Source organism: Streptomyces sp. NBC_01426, assembly GCF_036231985.1.
Taxonomy (GTDB): Bacteria; Actinomycetota; Actinomycetes; order Streptomycetales; family Streptomycetaceae; genus Streptomyces.
Map to the genome: position 1 here is coordinate 102285 of NZ_CP109502.1, position 20701 is coordinate 122985.

Annotated in this window: 22 protein-coding genes; 2 read left to right on the top strand and 20 right to left on the bottom strand. The window is 71.2% G+C overall.

Features of this window, described 5'->3' with window-relative positions; all coding sequences use genetic code 11:
* Positions 1 to 60 precede the first annotated feature (60 nt).
* From OG906_RS38850 to OG906_RS38875, 6 genes are all read right to left on the bottom strand, one after another.
* A complete protein-coding gene (locus tag OG906_RS38850; RefSeq protein ID WP_229877989.1) occupies positions 61 to 1218 on the bottom strand; it encodes a bifunctional class I SAM-dependent methyltransferase/NUDIX hydrolase in 1158 nt (385 codons plus the stop codon).
* Positions 1219 to 1250: 32 nt separating this feature from the next.
* Positions 1251 to 1829, bottom strand: coding sequence for a class I SAM-dependent methyltransferase (locus OG906_RS38855; RefSeq protein WP_329449011.1), 579 nt, complete (start codon positions 1827 to 1829; stop codon positions 1251 to 1253).
* The gene (locus OG906_RS38860; RefSeq protein ID WP_190148931.1) at positions 1826 to 3121 is read right to left on the bottom strand and encodes an MFS transporter; all 1296 of its coding nucleotides are present in this window, start codon (positions 3119 to 3121) and stop codon (positions 1826 to 1828) included. The genes OG906_RS38855 and OG906_RS38860 overlap by 4 nt, the downstream gene beginning before the upstream one ends.
* Positions 3118 to 3591, bottom strand: coding sequence for an NUDIX domain-containing protein (locus tag OG906_RS38865; RefSeq protein ID WP_229877991.1), 474 nt, complete (start codon positions 3589 to 3591; stop codon positions 3118 to 3120). Before OG906_RS38865 ends, OG906_RS38860 begins: the two co-directional genes overlap by 4 nt.
* Positions 3588 to 4472 carry a phosphotransferase gene (locus OG906_RS38870; protein WP_190148932.1) on the bottom strand — a complete coding sequence of 295 codons (885 nt, stop codon included), beginning with the start codon at positions 4470 to 4472 and terminating at the stop codon, positions 3588 to 3590. The genes OG906_RS38865 and OG906_RS38870 overlap by 4 nt, the downstream gene beginning before the upstream one ends.
* 199 nt (positions 4473 to 4671) lie before the next feature.
* A complete protein-coding gene (locus OG906_RS38875; RefSeq protein ID WP_443067515.1) occupies positions 4672 to 6612 on the bottom strand; it encodes an ATP-binding cassette domain-containing protein in 1941 nt (646 codons plus the stop codon).
* 367 nt (positions 6613 to 6979) lie between these two features.
* Here OG906_RS38875 and OG906_RS38880 point away from each other — a divergent pair, with 367 nt between their 5' ends.
* On the top strand, positions 6980 to 7540 hold the full coding sequence (locus OG906_RS38880; RefSeq protein WP_190148933.1) for an NUDIX hydrolase: 561 nt from the start codon (positions 6980 to 6982) through the stop codon (positions 7538 to 7540).
* Between the two features lie 89 nt (positions 7541 to 7629).
* Here OG906_RS38880 and OG906_RS38885 read toward each other — a convergent pair whose 3' ends face one another.
* From OG906_RS38885 to OG906_RS38945, 13 genes are all read right to left on the bottom strand, one after another.
* Positions 7630 to 8463 (bottom strand): class I SAM-dependent methyltransferase, encoded by an 834-nt coding sequence (locus OG906_RS38885; protein ID WP_329449012.1) that lies wholly within the window; start codon positions 8461 to 8463, stop codon positions 7630 to 7632.
* A gap of 142 nt (positions 8464 to 8605) precedes the next feature.
* The gene (locus OG906_RS38890) at positions 8606 to 9247 is read right to left on the bottom strand and encodes a mycothiol-dependent nitroreductase Rv2466c family protein (protein ID WP_329449013.1); all 642 of its coding nucleotides are present in this window, start codon (positions 9245 to 9247) and stop codon (positions 8606 to 8608) included.
* A 58-nt stretch (positions 9248 to 9305) separates the two neighbouring features.
* Positions 9306 to 9983, bottom strand: coding sequence for a 3'-5' exonuclease (locus OG906_RS38895; RefSeq protein WP_229877993.1), 678 nt, complete (start codon positions 9981 to 9983; stop codon positions 9306 to 9308).
* 79 nt (positions 9984 to 10062) lie between these two features.
* Positions 10063 to 11031 (bottom strand): phosphoribosylaminoimidazolesuccinocarboxamide synthase, encoded by a 969-nt coding sequence (locus tag OG906_RS38900; protein WP_329449014.1) that lies wholly within the window; start codon positions 11029 to 11031, stop codon positions 10063 to 10065.
* Positions 11032 to 11059: 28 nt separating this feature from the next.
* Positions 11060 to 11857 carry an HAD family hydrolase gene (locus tag OG906_RS38905; protein WP_329449015.1) on the bottom strand — a complete coding sequence of 266 codons (798 nt, stop codon included), beginning with the start codon at positions 11855 to 11857 and terminating at the stop codon, positions 11060 to 11062.
* Complete coding sequence (locus tag OG906_RS38910; RefSeq protein WP_329449016.1) at positions 11854 to 12624, bottom strand: thymidylate kinase; 771 nt, start codon at positions 12622 to 12624, stop codon at positions 11854 to 11856. Before OG906_RS38910 ends, OG906_RS38905 begins: the two co-directional genes overlap by 4 nt.
* 86 nt (positions 12625 to 12710) lie before the next feature.
* Entirely contained in the window at positions 12711 to 13817 is a 1107-nt protein-coding gene (locus OG906_RS38915) for a DegT/DnrJ/EryC1/StrS family aminotransferase (RefSeq protein WP_229877997.1), read from the bottom strand.
* Entirely contained in the window at positions 13814 to 14851 is a 1038-nt protein-coding gene (locus OG906_RS38920) for a radical SAM protein (protein WP_329449017.1), read from the bottom strand. Before OG906_RS38920 ends, OG906_RS38915 begins: the two co-directional genes overlap by 4 nt.
* Complete coding sequence (locus OG906_RS38925; RefSeq protein ID WP_329449018.1) at positions 14841 to 15617, bottom strand: dTMP kinase; 777 nt, start codon at positions 15615 to 15617, stop codon at positions 14841 to 14843. Before OG906_RS38925 ends, OG906_RS38920 begins: the two co-directional genes overlap by 11 nt.
* Positions 15607 to 16134 carry a phosphoribosyltransferase gene (locus tag OG906_RS38930; RefSeq protein ID WP_329449019.1) on the bottom strand — a complete coding sequence of 176 codons (528 nt, stop codon included), beginning with the start codon at positions 16132 to 16134 and terminating at the stop codon, positions 15607 to 15609. The genes OG906_RS38925 and OG906_RS38930 overlap by 11 nt, the downstream gene beginning before the upstream one ends.
* Positions 16135 to 16184: 50 nt before the next feature.
* Positions 16185 to 16811 carry a GTP cyclohydrolase I gene (gene folE / locus OG906_RS38935; protein WP_329449020.1) on the bottom strand — a complete coding sequence of 209 codons (627 nt, stop codon included), beginning with the start codon at positions 16809 to 16811 and terminating at the stop codon, positions 16185 to 16187.
* 51 nt (positions 16812 to 16862) lie between these two features.
* On the bottom strand, positions 16863 to 17609 hold the full coding sequence (locus tag OG906_RS38940; protein WP_329449021.1) for a 7-carboxy-7-deazaguanine synthase QueE: 747 nt from the start codon (positions 17607 to 17609) through the stop codon (positions 16863 to 16865).
* A complete protein-coding gene (locus tag OG906_RS38945; protein ID WP_329449022.1) occupies positions 17606 to 18016 on the bottom strand; it encodes a 6-pyruvoyl trahydropterin synthase family protein in 411 nt (136 codons plus the stop codon). The genes OG906_RS38940 and OG906_RS38945 overlap by 4 nt, the downstream gene beginning before the upstream one ends.
* A gap of 404 nt (positions 18017 to 18420) precedes the next feature.
* Between OG906_RS38945 and OG906_RS38950 the strand changes: the two genes are divergently transcribed.
* The gene (locus OG906_RS38950) at positions 18421 to 19731 is read left to right on the top strand and encodes a Twin-arginine translocation pathway signal (protein WP_329449023.1); all 1311 of its coding nucleotides are present in this window, start codon (positions 18421 to 18423) and stop codon (positions 19729 to 19731) included.
* A gap of 60 nt (positions 19732 to 19791) precedes the next feature.
* Here OG906_RS38950 and OG906_RS38955 read toward each other — a convergent pair whose 3' ends face one another.
* Positions 19792 to 20688, bottom strand: a complete 897-nt coding sequence (locus tag OG906_RS38955) for an endonuclease/exonuclease/phosphatase family protein (protein ID WP_329449024.1) — start codon at positions 20686 to 20688, stop codon at positions 19792 to 19794.
* Positions 20689 to 20701: the final 13 nt, after the last annotated feature.

Sequence of the window (20701 nt, forward strand, 5' to 3'; positions counted from 1 at the left end):
ACGGAGGCACGGTAAGACCTTTTCTGTCGAACGTGGTCGCGGGAGGTGGTCGGTGCCGGGCTAGCGGCCTGGGGAGGCGTACGGCTGGAAGTGGGCGGCCGGGTGGTCGAGCGGGAGGGCGGGGTTCCAGGCGGTCAGGCACTGGGCGCTGGGCACGAACAACGGCTGGGGCAGCGCGGTCAGAGGCCAGAACCGCCAGGAGCCGATGGTCTCTTCGCGTTGACGGGGGGTGCCGGAGCAGCGGGTGATCAGGACGGGCACCGTCAGCCGTACGACGTCGCCCACCCGGTCCAGGAGCGTGCCCAGCACCTGTACGTCGTCGGGCTCGGCTACGAGGCCGGCTTCCTCGTGGAGCTCGCGGACGGCTGCCTCGGCGAACGTCTCGCCCGGTTCGACGGTCCCGCCGGCGAGCTCCCAGGTACGGCGCCGGTGTCGGCCGAGCAGGATGCCGTCCGGGCCGTGCACGATCACACCGACGCCGAGCGCGGTGTTCGGCGGGGGAGGTGCGTTGGTGCGGGGACGGCTCGGCACGCGTTCCGGACGGCGGGCCGTGTACAGCCGGTAGGAGACCGCGTTGTCCGTCGTCGGAGAGTCGATCGCTGTGACCGAGTCCAGGGTGAGGCCGTGCTGGACCAGGAGGTCTTCCCAGAGCTGCACGCTGAGGACCCACATGTTCACGGGGTGGTCCTGGGTCGTGCCGGGCAGCCGCAGGATCTCGGGGCGCGGGGTCACCTCGTTCGAGGGCCCGGCGCCGTCCGAGTTGGTGTGCAGCGCGGAGAAGACCAGGCGTCCGCCCGGTTTGAGGCCGTTGGCCAGGGCGGGCAGCAGCCGGTTGGGGTCCAGATACGGCAGGGAGCCGACGGAGTAGATCAGGTCGTACGGGTCGGCAGCGCGCAGGTGGTCCACTGCGTCGGCGCACACCAGGTGCAGACCGGGGTGGTCCGGGTAGCGGGTGAGGGCGCGCTGGTGCTGGGCGGGTGAGGCGTCGACGGCGGTGACCTTGGCGCCCAGGGCGGCCAGGTTCGCGGCGTGCCGGCCGAGGCCGCTGCCGAGGTCGAGGACGCGTAGTCCCGCCACCTCACCGAGGGCGTTGATGCCGGGGCCGGTCTCCGGGATTCCCCAGTCCCACCGGTCCAGTTCGGGCAGCTGAAGTCCTCTGGTGATCTGGTGGGTGCCGTAGGTGTTCCAGATTTCGAGGGTGTCCTTCTCGGTGGTCACCGAGTCCTCCATCGGCAAGGGGTGAGTGGGGGTCAGGGGTGCAGGGCGTAGCAGCGGAGCACGTCAAGGTCGGCGGCCTGGACGGCGGACCAGCCGGAGGTGAGGGTTTCGACCTCGGCCGGTCTGATCCCGAGACCTCGGAGAGGGTCGGTGTCCTCGCGGCGTCCGGCGATCTCGGTGACCACCCAGAACGTCCCGCCGGGGACAAGGAGATGGCGGACGCGGTTGAGGAAGGCTGTCTTGTCCTCCATCCACCGGTAGACGAGGCGGCAGGTGATGACCGCGTATGCGGGCTCCGGCAGGTCCGTGAGGTCGCTGGTGGTGATGTCGACGCACCGCCACGCCGGACCGGGGGTGGGACCTTCGTCGTGGGCGGCGGCGAGTGCGACGGCGCTGGGGGAGATGTCGATGCCAGTGGTGCGGTATCCGAGCTCGTGGTGAAGGTGGCGGGCCAGGGCGCCGTCGCCGCAGCCGATGTCGAGGGCCGGCCGTCCGCGGCCGGGGCCGAGGTGTTCATCCATCAGCCGGTTCTCGGGGCCGTCGAGTTGCCGGTAGCGACGACCGCCTGCCCAGAGCGGTTCCCAGTAGGCGGCGGTCGCGGTCGTCGTCATGAGGCTCCTTCACGGGCGGGCGGCACGGCGGTACGCCCGGGCGGGACGGGCATGTCCCGCAGGGCGCGGACAGGGGAGACGAGCAGGAGGATCACGGGGACGATCTCGAGGACCGCCCCGACGGTGAGGGTTCCCCGGACGCCGAGGAAGAGGACCAGGGCGCCGGCGGCCGCGGAGGCCAGGGGCCGGGCTCCCGCGGTCACCGTGGTGCTCGCGGCCTGCATGCGGCCCTGGAAGCGGGGCTCGCACAGGATCTGCCTCAGGGACCTCTGGCTCGTCCCGGAGGCTGTGGCCCAGAACAGCTGAACGGCCAGCGTCCCGGCGAGCGCGATCTGCCAACGGAGTCCGGGTCCGGCGAGCAGGAGGGGGATCTGGGCCAGCGGGCTGACCGCGAACCCGATGATGATCGTCGGTCCGATGCCGAAGCGGGACGCGATGCGCGGGGCGAGGAGCGCCCCGGCCAGGCTGCCCGCCCCGCCGACGCCCATGATCACGCCGAACTCCGTCGGGGATACATGCAGGTCGACGAGGAGGTAGTACGCCCAGTACGTGTTCATGACCGCCAGGCCGAAGCTGAGCGTGGACAGGGCCGCGATCACTGTGCGGATCGTGGGCTGCCCAGCCACGTAGCGCAGGCCCTCACCGATGTCCCGCGAGAGGGTCCGGCGGCCTTCGGGCGGAGCGGCGACCAGCTCGGGGGTGCGGATGCGCCACACGAGAAGGGCGGAGACGAGGTAGGAGAGGACGTCGGCGAGGACGGAGCGGGCGGCGCCGATGGCGCCGACCAGCGCGGCGCCCGCGTTGCTGCCCGCGCTGTCGGCCACCGACGAGGCCGCGCCGAGCCGGGAGTTCGCGCGCTGCAGCAGGTGAGGTTCGACGAGGACGGGCAGGTAGCTGATGGCGGCCGCGTCGTGCACGATCTTGGTGATGCCCAGGATGACGGCGACCGCGTACAGCTGGCCGATGCCGAGCACTCCGGCGAAGGCGGCGGCCGGGATGGTCGCGAGGCCCGCGGCGGCGGTGAGGTCCGCGGCGATCATCTGGGGGCGCTTGGCGTAGCGGTCCGAGAGCGCGCCGGCCGGGAGCGCCACGACGGCATTCGGGAGTTGGCCGAGGAAGGCGAGCGCGGCGATCTGGGTGGTGGAGGCGTGGAGTTCCAGCACGGCCAGGGTGGGGAGGGCGACGGTGCTAACCGCGGATCCGGAGAGGCTCGCGCACTCGCTGGCGACCAAGCGGCGCAGATCCGGGGAGGTGACCGTCGAGGCCTTGGCCGTCTGGGTGGAGGTCGTCACCCGGCCTCACCGCCCAGCAGTTCTGGGGCGATCACGTTGGCGTAGAGCCGGCCGGTGGAGAAGTGGGTGAGGACCGCGTGGGTGAAGGGGTGGCAGTCGGGGGGCGGGGCGGTCGGGTCGACCCACACCAGCTCGGTGTGCGTGCCCGGCTCGCGGTTGTACGGGGTGCCCTCCCACTCCCGCACCGTGAAGGCGGCGCCGATCACCCGCTCACCGTCCGCCGCGTGGAAGTGGAGCAGCTGGCAGAACCGCAGGCGGTCCGGGCTGATGTGGATGCCGACTTCCTCGGCGAGCTCGCGCACCGCTCCCTCGTCGAGGAACTCGCCGTCCTCAAGGCGTCCTCCGACGACCGTGAGCATCCCGGGGGAGTGCCACGACGTCGCCTGGTGCCGGACGGTCAGGATCCGGCCGTCGCCAGGACGCTGGAGCAGGACCATGACGTTCCCGATGCTCCGGTGTACGGCGCTCACGACCGGTCCTCCTTCATGAGCCTGTCCAGGGTCCGCCGACCGCGGGCGGTGACCTCGGCGTCGCCGTTGTCCGGGCCCCAGGCAAGGCAGTTGACCGCGTCCAGCGCGGTCAGGCAGCGGAGCGCGTGCCGCTCGGCGTCGGACAGCTCCCGCCCGTAGGACAGGAGGAACGCCTTCTCGCGGTCCGGATGGTCGGCCCACTGGGTGGTGGCGAGGATGACGAGGTCCTGGACGCGCGCGGCCGGCCGGGACCGTTCGAAGTCGATGAGGGCGAGCCCGCTCGTGGACCACAGCCAGTTCCTCGGCTGGTTGTCGCCGTGGATGTAGCCGACGGGTACCGGGCCGACGCGGCGAAGGCGTGCGGCGTGGTCCCGGATCAGCTGCTGCTCGTCCTGGTTGAGCCGGTCCCCGGCGCGAGCCAGGTACTTCTCCGCTCCGTCAGCGGCGGCGGACAAAGAGGCTTCGGCCTCCACCTGGTCGCCGCGGTCGAGTGGCCCGGCCTCGTGGAGCCGGGCGCAGAGCGCCCCGGCCTGTTGGTGCACGGTCCGCCACCCGGCGGCGCCCAATCCGAGTTCCTTCGCCGGGGCGCCGGGAACCGCGGTGAGCAGCAGGGCCAGGTCCTGGGCGCGGCTGTCGACGAGGTGGGGCGCCCGGGTGTGTCCGAGTGCGGGGACGATGTGACGGTAGGCCCGGCTCTCCCGGGTGAAGAACTTCACCGAGGGCGAGACCTTCAGGTAGTGGTGCACCCCGCGTTCGCCCTCCAGATCCCACACCCGGGAGCGGTCCCAGCTGTGCGAGGCGTCGCGGACGGACACGACGGGGCCGATCCGCTGTTCCGCCCAACGCTTCAGGGCCGCGGGCAGCGGCTTCGTCGAGCTCATCCGGCACACCTCGCGACCGGGCGCGGGACGGCGGAGCGGCAGAACGCACCGCCATCAGATTCGGTGAGATCGGGGAACACGGTTCCTCCCGGGGTGTCGGTCGCGTTGATCGTCGGAGTGCCGGATGGGCAGACCAGGCCGGCGGCGGCCGACCCTGGCCGTTGCCGGCCGGAGTCGGCTCAGTACTGCGGGCAGGGGATCAGGTCGGATCGGGCGCGCCGCCGGTGCGCTGCTCCAGTTCCCACAGGGTCCGAAAGAGCCCGGGCTCGCGGGTGAGCTGCGCGTACGTGCCTTCCTGGACGAGGCGGCCCTGGTCGAGGACGACGATCCGGTCGGCCACTGCGACGTTGGCGAGCCGGTGCGTGATCAGAAGGATGGCGCGGTCCTTGGCCAGGTCCCGCAGGCCGGTGAAGACGTGGTGCTCCGCCCGGGCGTCGAGCGCGGCCGTGGGCTCATCCATCACCAGCAGCTCGGCCTTCCGGTGAAAGGCCCTGGTCAGGATGACGCGTTGCCACTGCCCGCCGGACAGCTGGTGGCCGCCAAACCACTCGCTGGTCAGGAGGGTGTCGAGGCCGGAACGGAGGGCGGGCAGCATGTCCGCGGCTCCGGACGCCTCGCAGGCCGCCATGAGCGCGGCGTCGCTGGGGTCGCCCTGCCCCAGGGTGACGTTGTCGCGCAGCGTCAGCGGCAGGTAGGTGAACCGCTGCGGCGCGACCGCCACGTGCTTCCACGCCTCCCACGGCTCCAGCCGCGCGGTGGTCGTGTGATCCCAGGCCACTTCCCCGGAGGTCGGCAGCAGCAGTCCGCAGATCAGCCGGGACAGAGTCGTCTTCCCTGACCCGTTCTCCCCGACCAGCGCCACGATCTCCCCGCGCCGTACCTTCAGCGATACCCCGGCCAGGCTGTCCTTCTCCGCACCGTCGTACCGGTAGGTGACGTCGCGGACCTCGAACCGTTCCGGCGGCGCCGACAGCATCTCGGAGCCACGCGAGGCCACCATCGCCTGCCCGTGCGCGTTGTCGATGAAGTTCTGCCAGTCCTGCACGTACCAGCCGGTGCGCACCAGCCGGGCCCCGCCGTTGATGATGCCGCGTACGGAGCCGGTCGCCGTCTGCAGGGCGAAGACCGCGCCGCCGCCCGCCGCCAGGTCCATCCGGCCGGAGACCAGGAGCCACAGCAGGGTCGCCCAGACCGCCGCCGAGGCGACTCCGCCGGCCGCCGCGCCGGCCAGGCCCATCCAGGCCCCGGTGTTCGCGGCCTCGCGCTCGGAGACGTTGACGGAGGCGGCCAGGCGCCGGTAGCGGCCGAGGAGGAACGGGCCGGCCAGGCAGGCTCGCATCTCCTCGCTGGACTCCATGTAGGACATGTGCCAGCGCAGCTTGTGCAGCATCCGTCGGCGCCCCGACGTCTCCAGGCTCGCGAGGTACACCACGCGGGCCGCGCGCACGTACGCGGCGGCCTGCGGCAGGCACGCCAGGAGCAGCAGAGGCAGGAGAATCGGGTGGATCACGGTGAGGACGGTCGCGCCGGCGGCGAGGGTCGCCGTGGCGGCCAGCACGTCCTGGGCTTCCTCCACGAGGTCGGGAGTGACCTGGGCGCCGCGGTCGGCGATGTCGTACTGGTCGTTGTACCCCGGCTTGTTGTTCGCCGCGGCCTCGGCGCCGAGAGCCGCCTCGACCATGCTGACTTCCGCGGCCCGGGCGAGCACCGGCCGCAGCCGCCCGGTCAGCCAGGTCACCGTGACTCCCAGCAGGGCGCGCAGCCCGGCAGCCACCGCGATGACGGCCAGCTGCGGAGCCGCCTCCCGCAGCCGCTCGGTGATGTCGCCGGAGGCGATCAGCGCGGTGAGGGTCCCGGTCACGGCGAACAGGCCCAGTGCGGCCAGCACGCCGGTGCCGATCTGGCACGCGAGCAGTCCGGCCGTCGCGCCCCGGTCAACCTGCCACGCCATCCGCAGCGACCGGCGCACCAGCACGGGCAGGCGCCGCGCCATCGTGGTCGTCGTCATCTGCGCGCCGGCCTGGATCCGGGACTCGTCCCGGTACTGGAACTCCTCCTCCTGCGCCGCGCCCCCGCTGTCGGGTGGGGTCCCCTCCGCTTCGTCCGTGCTCGGCTGTGCGGCTGTGCTGCCCGAGGTCAAGTCGATCCCCCTGTCGGTCGTCACGGCTGGTTCGCGAGGCTCAACGACACAGCCCGGATATCGAACACACGTTTTTCGGTCGGTCCTGAAGTCCCGGGATAGAGCGTTCGAGGAACCGTGGGAACAGCACCGACCCAGCTCTCGCAACGGCACTGCCACAAAGGGCGTTTGGCCGAATCGCCGAGGTTCCCAAGCGCCGTACGCCAGCGGGCGCGTTGGTGCGTATGGGGCCCGTCGGACTTGTAGAGTGCGGGGCTTCCGGTACGCCACGACTCTTGTGGAGCTGACTGTGCACGTGCTTGGTGGCCGCCCTCGAGCGGCCCATCCCGGCGGAACCCTCCTCGGGACGAGCGGAGGGCGATGACCTGTGGCGATCACTGATTCCGACATCGCGGGAGTGCTCACCGCCTACCTTGAGCGCTACCCGCAAGAGGCCGGACAACTGGCCGAGCCTCTGCGGCTCCTGGCCGAAGGCCGGGGGGTCGCCTCGCGGCGGACCTTCCCGATGCACGTCACCGCCGGCGCGCTGCTGGTCCGGGACCACGCCGAGGTCCTTCTGATCGAACACCTCGCGTACGGGATCACTTTGCAGCCAGGCGGTCATCTGGAGCCGACCGATACGACGCTGGTCGGCGCGGCGCTGCGGGAGCTGTCCGAGGAGACCGGCATCGACCCTGGACAGGTCGCCCTCGTCTCTGCGCACCCTGCCTATGTCGAGTTCGGCCGGGTGCCGGCCAGGCCCGCAAAGGGCGAGCCGGACCACTACCACCTGGATTTCGGCTATGTCTTCACGACGGCAGACGCCGAGGTCGGGCGTATCCAGGAGTCCGAGGTGACCGGCGCCGCCTGGTACCCGCTGGATCTCGCGGAGCGCCTCGTCGGGCCCCGGATCGCGCGGGCGGTCACCACATCGACCGGAATCAGGTAACCCCTGCGCCACCGGAAGCTCTCGTGGCGGCCGGCTGACGGGCAGGGAACATGCCGTCATAGAAGACGCCGGGGCAAGCGCGTTCGGCGTCATGCCTCTGCCGGAAGCTCGGCGACGATCACGAGCCAGCTCGTCACCGTGACGTCGTCTGGCTTGGACTGGGCGGTGGCCTCGGCGAGGATCGCCATCTTCTGCTCGTAGGAGAGGGCGCCCTCGGGGTGGGCGAAGACGGGAATGGACAGCCAGGCCGCCCTCTCAGCGGTCGTGGTGTGCTGGCCGGTGACCTCCGCGGCGACAACGTGCAGCCCGGCATCGGCCAGCAGCCCGGTGATCATGGGGAGCGGGAGCTTCGGAGGGACGGCGGCCGTCGGCGGGACGATGCCGTAGTCCCGGTTAGCGATCTGCTCGATCAGGGCGCTGAGAGAAGGCCCGGTCGGCGGGGACAGCGCGTCGGGGTGGGTGACCCCGGCGAAGGCGCCGCCGATGTTGAAGACGAACCGGCCTCCGGGCCGCAGTACACGGCGCACCGCAGTGACCACAGCGGCGACGTCCGTCTTCCACACCGCCGAGTTGCACACGACGGCATCCACGCTGCGCGCCGGGACATGGTCGGCCAAACCTTCGGCAGAGCCGTTGACCCAAGTCAGCCGGGGGTCGCTCAGGAGTCGGCGGCCGATGCTCTGCATGGCGGCGGAGCTGTCGAGGGAGAAGACGGTGGAGTCGGGCGGCGCCAGGGCGAGGATCGCCTCGGCCGTCGTACCGGTGCCGCCGCACAGGTCGACGATCACACGACTGCGGGTGAGGTCGGCACGCGCGGCCAGATCGCGGCTGGAGGCGCTGTACATGGGGTAGGCCCGGGTGAAGGCGGCGTAGGTCTCGGCGGTGATGTCGTCGTCCCAGCCGGTGAGGGCGTCGTACTCCAACGGGTTCCTCGCTCTCGTGGTCGGGTGCCGCACGTGGCGGGCGTGGAGGTGATCTGGATCCGCTCGAACCGAACCGAACCGAACCGGCGGTGCGGGGCCGGGTGTTTTGCGTGTCCTTGAAGCCGGTCGGGTCGCGGTGGGCTCAGTCGAAGGACGGCTTGACGTTGCGGCTCCGCTTGAGCTCGAAGAAGCCGTCCGTCGCCGCGACCAACGCCAGGCCGTCCCAGAGCTGTCCGGCGGCTTCGCCGCGGGGGGCCGGAGTGATGACGGGACCGAACAGGGTCGTGCCGGCGATCCGCAGGACGGGGGTCCCGACGTCGAGGCCGACCTCGTCGAACGCCTCGTGGTGCGAGTCCTTGATGCGCTGGTCGAACTCCGTGCTGGAGGCCGCCGCGGCCAGCGAGGCCGGCAGCCCGGCCTCCGCCAGGGCTTCGGTAATGACGGTGGGGTCCTCGCGGCGCCGCTGGTTGTGCAGCCGGGTGCCGATGGCCGTGTACAGCGGCCCCAGCACGGGGCGGCCGGCGTGTTCGGCGGCGGCGGCGCAGACCCGCACCGACCCCCAGGCCGTGTTCATCAGCTCCCGGTAGTCCTCGCTGATGCCCTTGCCGCCCCGCTGGTCGAGGTTGAGGTAGGCGAGCGACATGATCCGCCAGTCGGCGCGCACCGGCCGAACCTGCTCGACTTCCAGGAGCCAGCGGGAGGTGATCCAGGCCCAGGGGCACAGCGGATCGAACCAGAACGGGACCTGGACCTCGTCGCCGCGGGTCTCTTCGGCGATCGTCATGATGCGTACCGTCCAATCTGCGAGTGGCACTGCATGGCTACGTTGTCGGGCGGATGGGCTAGATGTTGAAGAGCCCGCCCTGGACTGGGATGTTGCTCTTGGCGGTGCGCCCCGCCACCTTCACCAGGGCGGCGAGGTCGGCGAGCTGCGCGGCGTCGTCTGCAGCACCAAGGAGGCGGAGGAACACCTGCGCGGTGACGTCGACGTCGGCGTAGGCCCGGTGGCGGGCGGCCGGCTGCGCGATGGCGAAGTGCGCCAGCAGGGTGTCGAGCTTGTAGTTCGCCAGGCCCGGGACCAGGTACTTGGCGAGGGGGATGGTGTCGAGGAAGTCGACACGGGACAGGGCCGGGCAGTGCTCTCGGGCGTTGTGGATGACGTTCGCCTCGGTCGCGGCGTGCTGCGCCACCAGCAGGTACCGGCCGCCAGGGGTGAAGCGCCGGTCCAGGGCGCCCATGACGTGCGCCACGTCCGGGGCGCCTGCCAGTTCGGCCGCTGTCAGGCCGGTCTGGGCCGTGTCGGCCGGTGTCACCGGGGCGAACGCGGGCGGCCGGATGAGGGAGGTACTCCGGCCCGCCTCCGTCCACGCACCATCTGGGCAGCGCAGGGCGAGAGCCGCGACTTCGATGGGCTGCGCCGGGTAGCCCGTCGGCGTCGTCGTCTCGAAGTCGATGACCACGAACGTCGTTGCCCGGAAGTCGGGGTCGTCGGTCAAACTGCCCATAGGTTCGCCGTTCATCTCGGTTGGGTGGCAGCGCTGGCGCGCGCCCTGCTCATCGAGGAGAGCACGTGCCAGCGCCTGCCCGGGTGGGTTCTCGTCAGTGCCCGATGAGCCGGACCACGGCCGCCGTGGCCGCGGGCAGATCCGGCGCGTTCCAGAGGCGCTCGCCGGTCCAGGTCTCGCTCAGGGACCGGTAGAGGTCGGACATCACCGGCAGGAACTCGCCCGGCAATGGGGTAGGAGTGGGCCACCGGTGCCGGGGCACGCCTTCGGCGATCAGCTGGTTGACGGGGACTTCGAGCCCGTTGTTGACGTACCAGTTCCGCAGGACCTGCTTGCCGCAGTGCACGCCGTCGAAGAGCAGGCGGCTCTCGTCGGGCGTGCCGGGGCTGTCGGCGAGCACGAGGCCGCCGTCGGCCGCCACCACGAATTCGAGTTTGCCGTCGCAGTGCCGCAGGCCCACCGTGCGCGCGTGTTCGGTCAGCACGCGGTTGACTGTGACGGTGGTGTCGAGCAGGGCTTGGAACCGGTCGTCGTCGAGGCCCGTGAGGCGTTGGGCTTGTGCCGCGTCGATGTACTGGTTGACGTCGTCCAGCATGGTCGCGAACTCGACGAGCGGGTCCTTCAGCTCCTCCCCGACCGCGGGGAGGGAGCTGAGTCCGGCCTGGGCCGGGGTGAGGGTGCCGGCTGCGAGACGGCGGTGGACGGAGCTGCCCTGCGGGAGTTCGGTGCGGACAAGGACCTGCACGGGGAGCAGGGTGTTGCGGACGTCGGGGGCCAGGGGCACGGCGTCCGGGGCGGGTAGGCGGGCGAGATCGAACTCGATGTGGCGGGGGGCGGTGAACCGGCGGAAGTGGGTTCGCACGCCGGCCGCCTCCAGCAGGGCGAAGTTGAAGGCGGCCATGCGGGCGATGGCCTCGCCCTTGCCGGGGATCAGGTCCGGCATCCGGCCGTAGTGGAACACCGTGTAGGCGTCGGTGTACTCGAAGATCCCGACGCCCGCACTGGATTGCGTGACAGGGGTGGCGACCTTCAGGTTCTTGGTCGAGTGGAGGACGGGCATCATGCTCCTCTGCTGCGACGGCCGGGAGCCGTCACCGGTCGGAATCGGCGGTGGACGGCGCGGGGACCGATGCGGGGCCGCTTTGGGTGGCCGCCCGGCGGGCAGCAGCCAGCCCGAGCGCGCAGCCGGGCGGCATCGGAACTCCGGCTCGTGACGGCAGGCCCGTGGTGTCTTCGTCGCTATCGCCGGTGGGGGCCAGGTGGCCGTCGACCACCCTGAGCACGTGCATGCCGGCGGCGAGCGCGGAGGCGATGCCGTCCGGGGCGTCTTCCACGGCGAGGCAGCGCTCCGGCGGGACGCCGATGCGGCGGGCGGCCTCCAGGAACAGTTCGGGGGCGGGCTTGCCGCGTGCGGCGTCCTCCCGGGTGACGACAGCTTCGAACTGGGGGGCCAAGCCCAGGGCCTCGATCCCGGGATGGACGAGGATGCGGCTGGCCGCCGACGCCACGGCGCAGGGCAGCCCGGCTTCGCGCGCCGCGTGCAGGAGCGCGACGCTGCACGCGATGGGGGCGATGGTGTTCATGTGTGCCAGGAGGTGGGCGCGGCTACGGCCGATGATCTCGTCGTGGGGCAGCTGCCGTGCGCCCGGCAGCGCGGCGAGCAGGTCGTGGATGGACAGGCCGAAGCGTCGGCGGTACCAGTCCGTGTCCAGGTCGAGCCCGTACGGCTGGAGTGCCGCCCGCAGCGACTGCTCCTGGTTGGCCGTCGTGTCGGCGAGGGTTCCGTCGAAGTCGAAGATCACGGCCAGGATGCCGTCGGGGATGGCTGGCGAGCAGCTCGCGCCGAGGGCAGGGTTCGGGCTGCTCGATGCAAGGGTCCTCTTGTTCATGCCGGCACCACTTCCGCGCGCTGTCCGCAGCACATGCACGGCGCCCCCTCGCCCGCCCACGGCTCACGCAGGCAGTCCAGGCCGGGCCCGGCGCCGCCGATCCAGTCACGGATCTGCGCGGCGGCCTCGTATTCGTCGATGACGCGCCGGTCGATGACGCGGTAGCGGGCCGGATCGGTGGCGGCGACCCGTTCGAACAGCGCGCACGCCCGGCGCATGAATGTGGCCTGCTCGGGGGTGAAGACCCGCCGGTCGCGACGCTGCGCGCGCACCAGCGCCTGGTCGGCGTCGTCGGTGACCAGGATCGTGAGATCGGGCAGCGGCCGGTAGAAGGAGGCGAGGTCGAGCAGGGCCAGGGCCGTCTCCAGGGCTTGGTCCGGGTGATCGGGGTGCAGCAGCAGTGCCTGGCACACCGCCGTGGTGTCGACGCTGCGGCCTTCGACGACCGTGCGCCCACCGGCCAGGTCGGGGAGCAGGGTGTCGAGGTCATGGCGCTTGATGGCCATCAGGAGGAGAGCCTCGGCCATGGGTGTGCCCCCGCGCAGGAACGGGTCGCCGGCGCTGGCCGCGCGCAGCGCCTGGAGCAGGGCTTCGCCCAGTCCGGGGCGTCCGTTCGCCCGCTGGGAGAACTCGTCCAGCATCAACGGCTTCTCGTCGAGGGCTTCGACGGCGCGGTTGGTCAGGTAGGTCTTGCCGACGCCGTTGAGTCCTTCGGCGGAGATCAGCGGGCCGCGCGTGCACGCGTGGCGTACCGGGGTGATCGTCACGGGCGGGAATCCTTTCGGAGACGAGGACAGGGCGCCGGAGCGGCATGCGCGGACGGGTCCGGCGGTACCGGCTTCCCGGTCGGCGGTCACGGTGCCCACGCGGCGGCCGCCTGGGCGATGACATCGGCGTAGTGGTCGAGGGTGGCCTGGGTGTCGCCCTCGGCCAGGACGACGGCGAGCGTGTGGTCGAGGATCTCGGCCGTGCCGCGGCAGGGCTGCTCCGGCCGGGGGAAAGGGGGCCGGGTGTCGCAGGGCACGAGGCGGAAACTGCCGGTGGAGTTCGGCACGCCCTGCTGCGCGAGATGTTCGGCGAATGCCCGGGGGCTGGGAAGGCCGATGTGCAGCAGCGGGGAGAAGCCGTTCCACTCCTCACCTGCGGCAGGGGCGAGGGCGGTCAGCCCGGGGACCCGCTCCAGGGCGTTCAGGAGGTATCGGGTCTGGGCGCGGCGCCGTTCGATCAGATCAGGCAGGCGGCGGAGGTTGGCCAGGGCGAGGGCGGCCAGGGGCGCGGCGAGGCGGGAGTTGGTTGCCAAGCGGCTGAGCGGGGCCTCTCCCGGTGGGGCGGGCTGCCAGTGGCTGCGGAAGGCGCGCGCGTGCTCAGCGACCCGGCCGCTGGCCGTGGTGAGGAACCCACCTTCGCCGCTCCACAGGATCTTGCCGTCCTTCATGCTGAAGCAGCCGACCGTGCCGACTGTGCCGGCCAGCCGTTTGTTACGGACGGTGCCGACGGCCTGGGCCGCGTCCTCGACGACCGCGAGTCCGTGCTCGGACGCGAACGCTGCCAGCGCGCCGGGGTCTCCCATGCGGCCCCACAGGTGGACCGGGATGATCGCCCGGGCCCGCGTGGTGACCTTCCGGGCCGCGTCCTCGTAGTCCAGGTCCAGGGTGGCCGGGTCGCTGTCGACGAACACCGGCGTGGCCCCGAGAGCACGAAGAGGTGCCACAGTCATGATCACGGTGAGCGCTGGTACGAGGACGTCGTCTCCCGGTCCGATCCCGCACGCGGACAGCGCGGCGTGCAGAGCAGCGGTGCCCGAGGACACGGCGACCGCGTGCGCGGTGCCGAGAGCGTGCGCGGCTTCGTCCTCGAACCGTCGCAAATGGCCCGAGGCTGCCGGGTCGGGCATGGCCGACAGGCTGGCGGTCACCTCTTGCAGGAGCGGCGCCTTGTCAGGGGGCGGGGGAAGGTTCACCGGCTGGACTCCTTGTTGAGCAGGCGCGGCATGTCCAGGACCAGGGGCCACATGTTCACGCAGTCCCGGCTGAAGTGAGAGCAGTCCGTGCACGGGGGCCGCCCGTCGAAAAGCGTCCGGGCGTCCGCCCCGGCGATCGTGCGCCGCCGCTCGGCGGGGGTCGCGGCGATCCGGCGATCGGACGGGCAGTCCCACAGCGAGCCGTCCGGCTGGACGAAGAACAGCTGCGCACCGCCGAAGCACTCCTGCACGCGCCCGCCGGCCTGGGTGGAGATCGCGGAGACGAAGCGCAGCATCGAGCCGGGCGAGGGAACCTCCAGGCCCGCCGGGTCGGCCTGCAGCTGGGCCAGTTCCTGGGCCACGGTCACCGTGTCCTCGGGGGTGTGCGCGAGCTCGTCGAACAGCTTGTGATCGGGTGTAAGGGAGATCGGCTGCGGCACGAAATAGTCCACGCCGAGCTCGGCGCCCAGCCGCGCCACCTGGGTGATCTCCTGCGGCGCCGGCCGCATCACCACGCTGTAAATCCCGACCCGCGGCGCCGGGCCGTTGCCGCGGGCCCGCAGCAGTGCCTGAATGCCGGCCACCACGTCGGCGTGGCCGAACTTCCCGGAGCGGGAGGGCCGCAGACGATCGTTGGAAACCGGGTCCACGCTGTCCAGGGACACCGACACCCCGTCCACTCGAAGCTCGATGAGACGTTCGGCGATCCCCGGGCGGGTGAGAGGGATGCCGTTCGTGGCGATGACCACCTCGCATCCCGCGTTCTTGATGATCTCGATCAGGTCCAGGGCGGCGGGCCAGTCCAGCGGCTCGCCGCCGGCAATGACGACCCGCTCGACCGGGGAGCCCTCCAGGGTCCGCGCGAACGCGGTGATCTCCTCCCGGCTCAGGTCGTTGCGGGAGATGTGCGACAGGATGCCGAGCTGGTCCGGCGGGCTGACCTTGTGCTCCTCCACGGTGCCGAAGTAGCAGTACAGACAAGCCACGGCGCAGCGGGACCGCAGTCCCCACAGGAGCGTGATGTCACGACGCATGGACGGCCTCCCGCCGCTGGATCAGGTCCTCCACGGCCGTCCGGAGTGCCTTCGCGCTCTCGGCCCGGCTGCAGCCGTTCACATCCAGCACGGTGAACCGGTCTGGGTGGGCGCGGGCGAACTCGCGGTAGAGGACGTCGGCCTGTTCGATCACCTCGAGGTCCCGGCCGTCGAGCACCCGGCCGGTCCGGGCGGCGAACCGGCTGGTGGCGACCTCCCGGTCGCACGTCAGCAGGACCGTCGCGTCGGGGGCAGGGCGCCATGGCGCCATGGTCGCCAGGATGCGCTCCGCCAGTGCCTGAGGCTGTACGCCCGGGTGCTGGGCGGCCAGGATCACCGCCTGGTAGAGGGCCGTGCTATCGACCCCACGGTCTTCGAGGATCACCTCGACGCCGGTCAAGTCGCCCTCGCTCAGGCGCTCGTACTCGCGGACCTTCAGAGCGAGGAAGGCCAGGGTCTCGACGACGGGATACCCCGTCCGGAGAAAGACGTCCTCTGTCGAGCGGAGAGCGGCGATCACCTGGCCCGGCAGCGTGTCGCCGTCCTGGTCCGTCAGCTCGCTCAGCCGCACGCACCGCGGGCCCAGCTCGGCCGCGACCGCACGGATCGCCTCGCTCTTGCCCGCCCCGTTGAGACCCTCGACGCTCACCCACAACGGCCGGACACGGCCAGCAGCGGCACGAGGCACGGGAAGGACGGGGGCCGTCGTGCCCGTCGCCCTCCGACCCGCGGCGCGCCCGGCCGGGGAACCCAGTTCAGCGCTCATGCTGCTCCTCCCAGGGGAAGACGACCCAGGTGTCCGTCAACGAGGCGATGTAGTCGATGTCGCGGTGGGGGTCGGAGCTCTGCGTCCAGTTGGCCCGGTTCACGGCGAGGACCGCGGTGCGCACCCGGGCGGGGCCGAGGTCATGGATCATCCGGGCCGTGTGGGCGAGGGTCACGCCACTGCCGGCGATGTCGTCGACGAGCAGCACGTCCAGGCCCGTGAGGTCGCCGAGCGACGCGGGGTTGCGGACGATGGGGACCGTGCTCTTGGCGGCGTTGATGCCGTCGCTGGTGGTGCGGGTGACCTCGACGGTCCGCACGTCGCGGATCGCGAGCCGGTGGGCGAGCCACGCGGCCGGGATCATGCCGCCGCGGACGATACCCACCACCACCTGCGGCACCTCTGCGGCCGCCACCTGATGCGCGAGGGTTGCCGTCGCGGTGGTGAGGTCGTCCCACGTCAGGAACAGCGGGCCGGGCCGGTCAGCACGTAACGGTGAAGTCGACGATGGTTCCATCTGCTCTACCTCCTTCTCGGTCGACTCGCCTGCCGGTACCTGGGAGCGCGTCACTGGGCGGCGGCGAGGGTGAGGAACTGCTGGGAGAGCACCGGGTCGCTTTTGAACCGTCCGCCCACCTGCAACGTGGTGGTGCGGGCGGCATCCATCCGCACGCCCCGCATGCTCATGCACAGGTGCGTACCGCGTACGCGGACGGCGACGTCCTCGCGCCCGATCACGTCGGTGAGGTATCCGAAGAGTTGGCGGGTGAAGCGTTCCTGGACCTGGAGCCGACCAGCGAAGCGCTGTGCGATCCGCCCGAATTTGGACAGGCCCAGCACCTCACCGTCCGGTACATATCCGGCGGTGACCTCCAGGCTCATGGGCAGCATGTGGTGCTCACACAGCGACCAGACGTTCATGCCGCCCACGATGACCAGCTGGCCGCTCAGCTGGGATTCGGTGAAGCAGGTGTCCACTGCGGCGCCGTCGGGGGACAGGAACGCCTTCCACCAGGCCGCGACGCGGCCCGGGGTGCCGGTCAGCCCGTCCCGGGTGGGATCCTCGCCCAGCTCGACCAGGAGCTGGGCGATCAGGCCGGCGACGCGGTTGGTGTCGATGCCCGGCGCGGACCGGGCGGGTGCGGGTACGGCGGCACTCAGGGCCGCCTCAGGGCCGGTGACTGACGTCGTCATGGGCTTCTCTCGCTTCCGGGGGCAGGGGAACGAAGTGGCAGGGGCGGGAGATCAGCGGCCTCGCGCGTCCGTGAAGGCCAACACGTGCAGCCGGGTGGTGAAGTACCAGTGCCGGGCCGCGACCGCGTCAGCGAGGACCCGGGTCGTGGCGGTGATCTCGTCTGCGGTGGTGCCCTCGGGCATCACCCACACCGGCGTCAGCCGGTGCGAATCGGCGAGCTCGGCGATGCGGTCGAGGTCGGCCACCGAGGAGGCGACGAACTTGAACGTCGCTCGCCCGGACGCTGCGAACGCCTCGAGCACGGTGGGCACCACGCTCTTGGCTTCGTCCATGCCGAAACTGGCGATCTTGGGCGACACGTTGAAGCGGACCCCGTCGACCACCAGCTCCGGGACGGGCGCGATGGTGCCGTTCGTCTCGAACTCCACCCGCTTCCCGGCGGCCAGCAGTCCCTGGACGAGCGGCACCAGGCGGGCCTGCTGGAGCAGCGGCTCCCCACCGGTGATCACGATCAGCTCCACCGGTGAGGACGTGACCCAGGCCACGAGGTCCGCCGCCGTCTGCTTCGTCGACTCCTTGCGGGGGTCGAAGTGGTCCCAGTCCCACGTGTACTTCGTGTCGCACTTGGTGCAGCTGAGGTTGCATCGGGACAGGCGGATGAACAGGGCGGGGTGCCCGCAGCTCGGGCCCTCTCCCTGGAAGGTCGGCACCTTGACGCCGAAGCACTCCGCGACGATCAGCCGGAGTGCGGCGTCGCTTGCCGCCGGGTCGATGTCGATCGGCTCGAAGGTGGTCACCGCTCCTCCACGTCGAAGCGAGCCCAGCTGCTCGCCGTCTCGCGTACCAGGACGGCGACCAGGCGGCCGGGGATCTTGGGCTGGAGGTTCTGGATGACCCAGCCGGCCAGGAACTGAGCCAGGCGCTCCGAGGTCGGCTCGAAGGGGAGGATCTCGTGCAGGTTGCGGTGGTCCAGCTCGGCGGCCAGGAACTCCTTGAACGGGGCGAGCGCGCCGAAGTCCGTCACGAAGCCGGGCCCCTCCAGGGTGGGGGCGGTCAGGAGGACCTCGACCTCGTAGCTGTGGCCGTGCTGGCGGGCGCACTTGTGCTCGGGCGCCAGCCCGAGAAGGCGGTGGCCGGCCTCGAATCCGAACTTCTTGCCGATGGTGAAGGCCCCGGGCGGCAGCTGAACGGAACTCAAATCCATGATCTTCCTTCGAGAGTCGATGACGAGGCGGCCATGGCCGCCACAGGGATGCGCATCGGGTCGGCCGCTGGCGGCGATCCCTGGCGGCTTGGACGCTCGCACCTCGTTCCAAGACCAGAGCAGACGGGCGGACCAAGGTGCGGTTCAGAGCGCGGTAGACGCTGCTCATCACGATGCATTCGCGACTGACTAGCCGTCATTGCCGGTGTTCTGTAGGAACATTGACGGGTCTGCGCAATGTGCGTCCGGGGGCCTCGTCGGCCTGGACGGCTCAGGGATTTGGCCGAGCGGCGGAGGGCCGGGCAGTGGGCGGAGTTACCCGAGGTCGGCGTGCGGAGATCCAGCGGGAGGCATCCCGGATTCGTGCTCAATGTCAACGGGACGGGCACACCCAGGAACGGATCGTGACCATCCTCCGGACGGCGTTGCCAGAGCTGACAGCCCTGGAGGCGTGGCGCCTCGCTCTGGGATGGTCGCGGCCCCAGGCGATCCGCGAGGTCGCCGCCGTCTACCTGTCCGATGGGCTGCTGCCGCCAGGGCTGACGCCGGCCACGCTGTGCCGGTACGAGCACGGACAGGAGGAGCCCGGAGACGAGTACCGGCTGATGATCTCGCGAGCGTATGGGGCACGTCCCGACCAGCTCGCCCTGGAGACACGCTGCCTGTGGTGCAGCACGTGCGCGTCCCCGCCCCCGCTCCACTACGGTCAGTTCCAGCGCGAGGAGACGAACACCAGTCGAAGGGGATCCATGACGACCGCCAGTGGGCTGCCTGCTATCCGCGAATCCGTGCAGTGGGCCGTCTTGGAGGCGCCGGACGGCTCCCTCGCCCTCGTTGCCCTGGCCGAGGCGGCCGTGGAGCACTACGCCCTCAACTACAGCAAGCATCCGCCGGCCGTCCTGCTGGAAGAGGTCCGCGAGACGCGCAACTTGCTCTCCACCGCGGTGGCGGGAGCGGACCGCGAGATCGCGGAGGGCCTTCGTAGGCAGGTCGGTTGGCTGTCGGCGCTTCTCGGCAACCTGGCCTATCACCTGGGCGACCGCGCCGGATCCCGCACCCATCTCACTCTGGCCGGCGCGCTCGGCGAGTCCACCCACGAGCCGGCGCTCACCGCCTGGGCCAGCGGGGCGCTGGCCATGGTCGCTACCGCACGTGAGGACTGGGAGCACGCTCGAGGACACGCCGAGTACGGACTCCAGCATGCGCCCGAAGGCCTGCGGCGCGCCCAGCTCCTGGGGTGGGCTCTGCTGCCTGCGCTTGCTGCCACAGGCCGGACCGCGGAGGCAGACGACGTCGTCTACGAGAGCGACGAGATCATGCGCACGGGCGTTGAACTGCCCGGGCGTTTCGGATACGACCGCGCCGAGCACCGCCTTCACGTCGCCGAGGCTCACCTCACCCTCGAACGCTTCGACCGGGCCGCCGCCGTCGCTCTTGAATCCATCGACGCCGCGCCTGCCGAGACACCAGGGTGGGTGGCCGCCACCCTCGTCCTTGCGCTTGCGGAGGCCCGCGACGCTCCGGACCAGGCAGCCACCCGCGCTCTGGGCGTACTCGATCTGATCCCGCCGCCACGGCTCCGGGCGACCGCCCGCGACCGCCTGACGCGACTGGGACGACTGCTCGATGCCTCGGCGGTCAGCTCGGCTACCGAGCTGACCGAACGCCTGCGCACCCTCCCGGCCCCGATCCGAGCCGACGGAACAGCGGCCTAGCCCTCCAACACGCCAGATGGGGCGCATCGGTGAGTGCGGGGCTCGGGTTGTGGACATCGGTCACGCCGCCCGGGTGAGCGGGTTGTTGAGGATGTCGGTGAGCGTGTCCCGGTCCAGGCGCACCACGACCGTGTGGTGGTCGGACAGGCCCTTCATGTCGATGACCTCGACCTCGCACACGGCGGGCAGGAGCTCCTTGCTGGCGTAGATCCTGTCGATGCGCGAGTCCGGCCCGTGTGTGTCGTAGGCGTCGACCGTCGGCGCGACCGCGGTGGTGTTGCCCGCGGTGGTGGCGAGGTGGCGGGCGACGTCCTGGAGGCCGGCGGTGCGCAGGGTGTCGTCCGGTCGGTCGTCCATCCGGCGCACGCCGTCCAGCCCGACGTAGGAGCGGTGCGCCCTGTGGGGCTCGTCGGGGATCTCCTCCAGGACGGGCAGGGCCGGATCCCCCGGGGTGCCGGGCACGGGGTAGCTGTTGTTGTCGCCGCCGAGCAGCGCCGGGTAGTGGACGCGCCGGCCGTCGACCTTGACCCATCTGTCGTTCCACTGGGTCAGCCGCTCGGCCTCCGACAGGCGCGTGGTGGTGGAACCGTAGTTGAGGTGGTACGAGCCAACGATCAACGGGACCGCGCCAGGGGCTGTGCCAGCGAGCTGCAGGCTGCGCACGGTCGGCGGGAGCACCCACATCGGGCCGGTCTTCGGGAACTCGCCGGCGGGGGTGAAGAGGTTGGTGTCGTGGTAGAGGGCGGTGCAGCACTCGGGGCCGATCAGTCCGGCCATGCCGAGCACGGCTTCGGCCGCGTCTGCGAGCGCGTTGCCGTCGTCCTGCGCGTTCCACACCTCCTGCCGCAGGAGCAGATGCAGGTCGAGCGACGCCAACTTGTCGTGCATCCGCTGCCACAGTGCGCGGTCGCCGCCGCCGTTGTTCTCGAAGTTGCAGATCGCCGCGTTGATGAGCATGGAGATTTCCCCC

Coding starts and splice junctions, on each gene's coding strand:
- OG906_RS38870 (WP_190148932.1), bottom strand. CDS start 4,472: ATGAGCTCGACGAAGCCGCTGCCCGCGGCCCTGAAGCGTTGGGCGGAA.
- OG906_RS38930 (WP_329449019.1), bottom strand. CDS start 16,134: ATGGAACCATCGTCGACTTCACCGTTACGTGCTGACCGGCCCGGCCCG.
- OG906_RS38895 (WP_229877993.1), bottom strand. CDS start 9,983: ATGAACGGCGAACCTATGGGCAGTTTGACCGACGACCCCGACTTCCGG.
- OG906_RS38890 (WP_329449013.1), bottom strand. CDS start 9,247: ATGACGATCGCCGAAGAGACCCGCGGCGACGAGGTCCAGGTCCCGTTC.
- OG906_RS38945 (WP_329449022.1), bottom strand. CDS start 18,016: ATGGATTTGAGTTCCGTTCAGCTGCCGCCCGGGGCCTTCACCATCGGC.
- folE (WP_329449020.1), bottom strand. CDS start 16,811: ATGACGACGTCAGTCACCGGCCCTGAGGCGGCCCTGAGTGCCGCCGTA.
- OG906_RS38955 (WP_329449024.1), bottom strand. CDS start 20,688: ATGCTCATCAACGCGGCGATCTGCAACTTCGAGAACAACGGCGGCGGC.
- OG906_RS38925 (WP_329449018.1), bottom strand. CDS start 15,617: ATGAGCGCTGAACTGGGTTCCCCGGCCGGGCGCGCCGCGGGTCGGAGG.
- OG906_RS38855 (WP_329449011.1), bottom strand. CDS start 1,829: ATGACGACGACCGCGACCGCCGCCTACTGGGAACCGCTCTGGGCAGGC.
- OG906_RS38920 (WP_329449017.1), bottom strand. CDS start 14,851: ATGCGTCGTGACATCACGCTCCTGTGGGGACTGCGGTCCCGCTGCGCC.
- OG906_RS38900 (WP_329449014.1), bottom strand. CDS start 11,031: ATGATGCCCGTCCTCCACTCGACCAAGAACCTGAAGGTCGCCACCCCT.
- OG906_RS38905 (WP_329449015.1), bottom strand. CDS start 11,857: ATGAACAAGAGGACCCTTGCATCGAGCAGCCCGAACCCTGCCCTCGGC.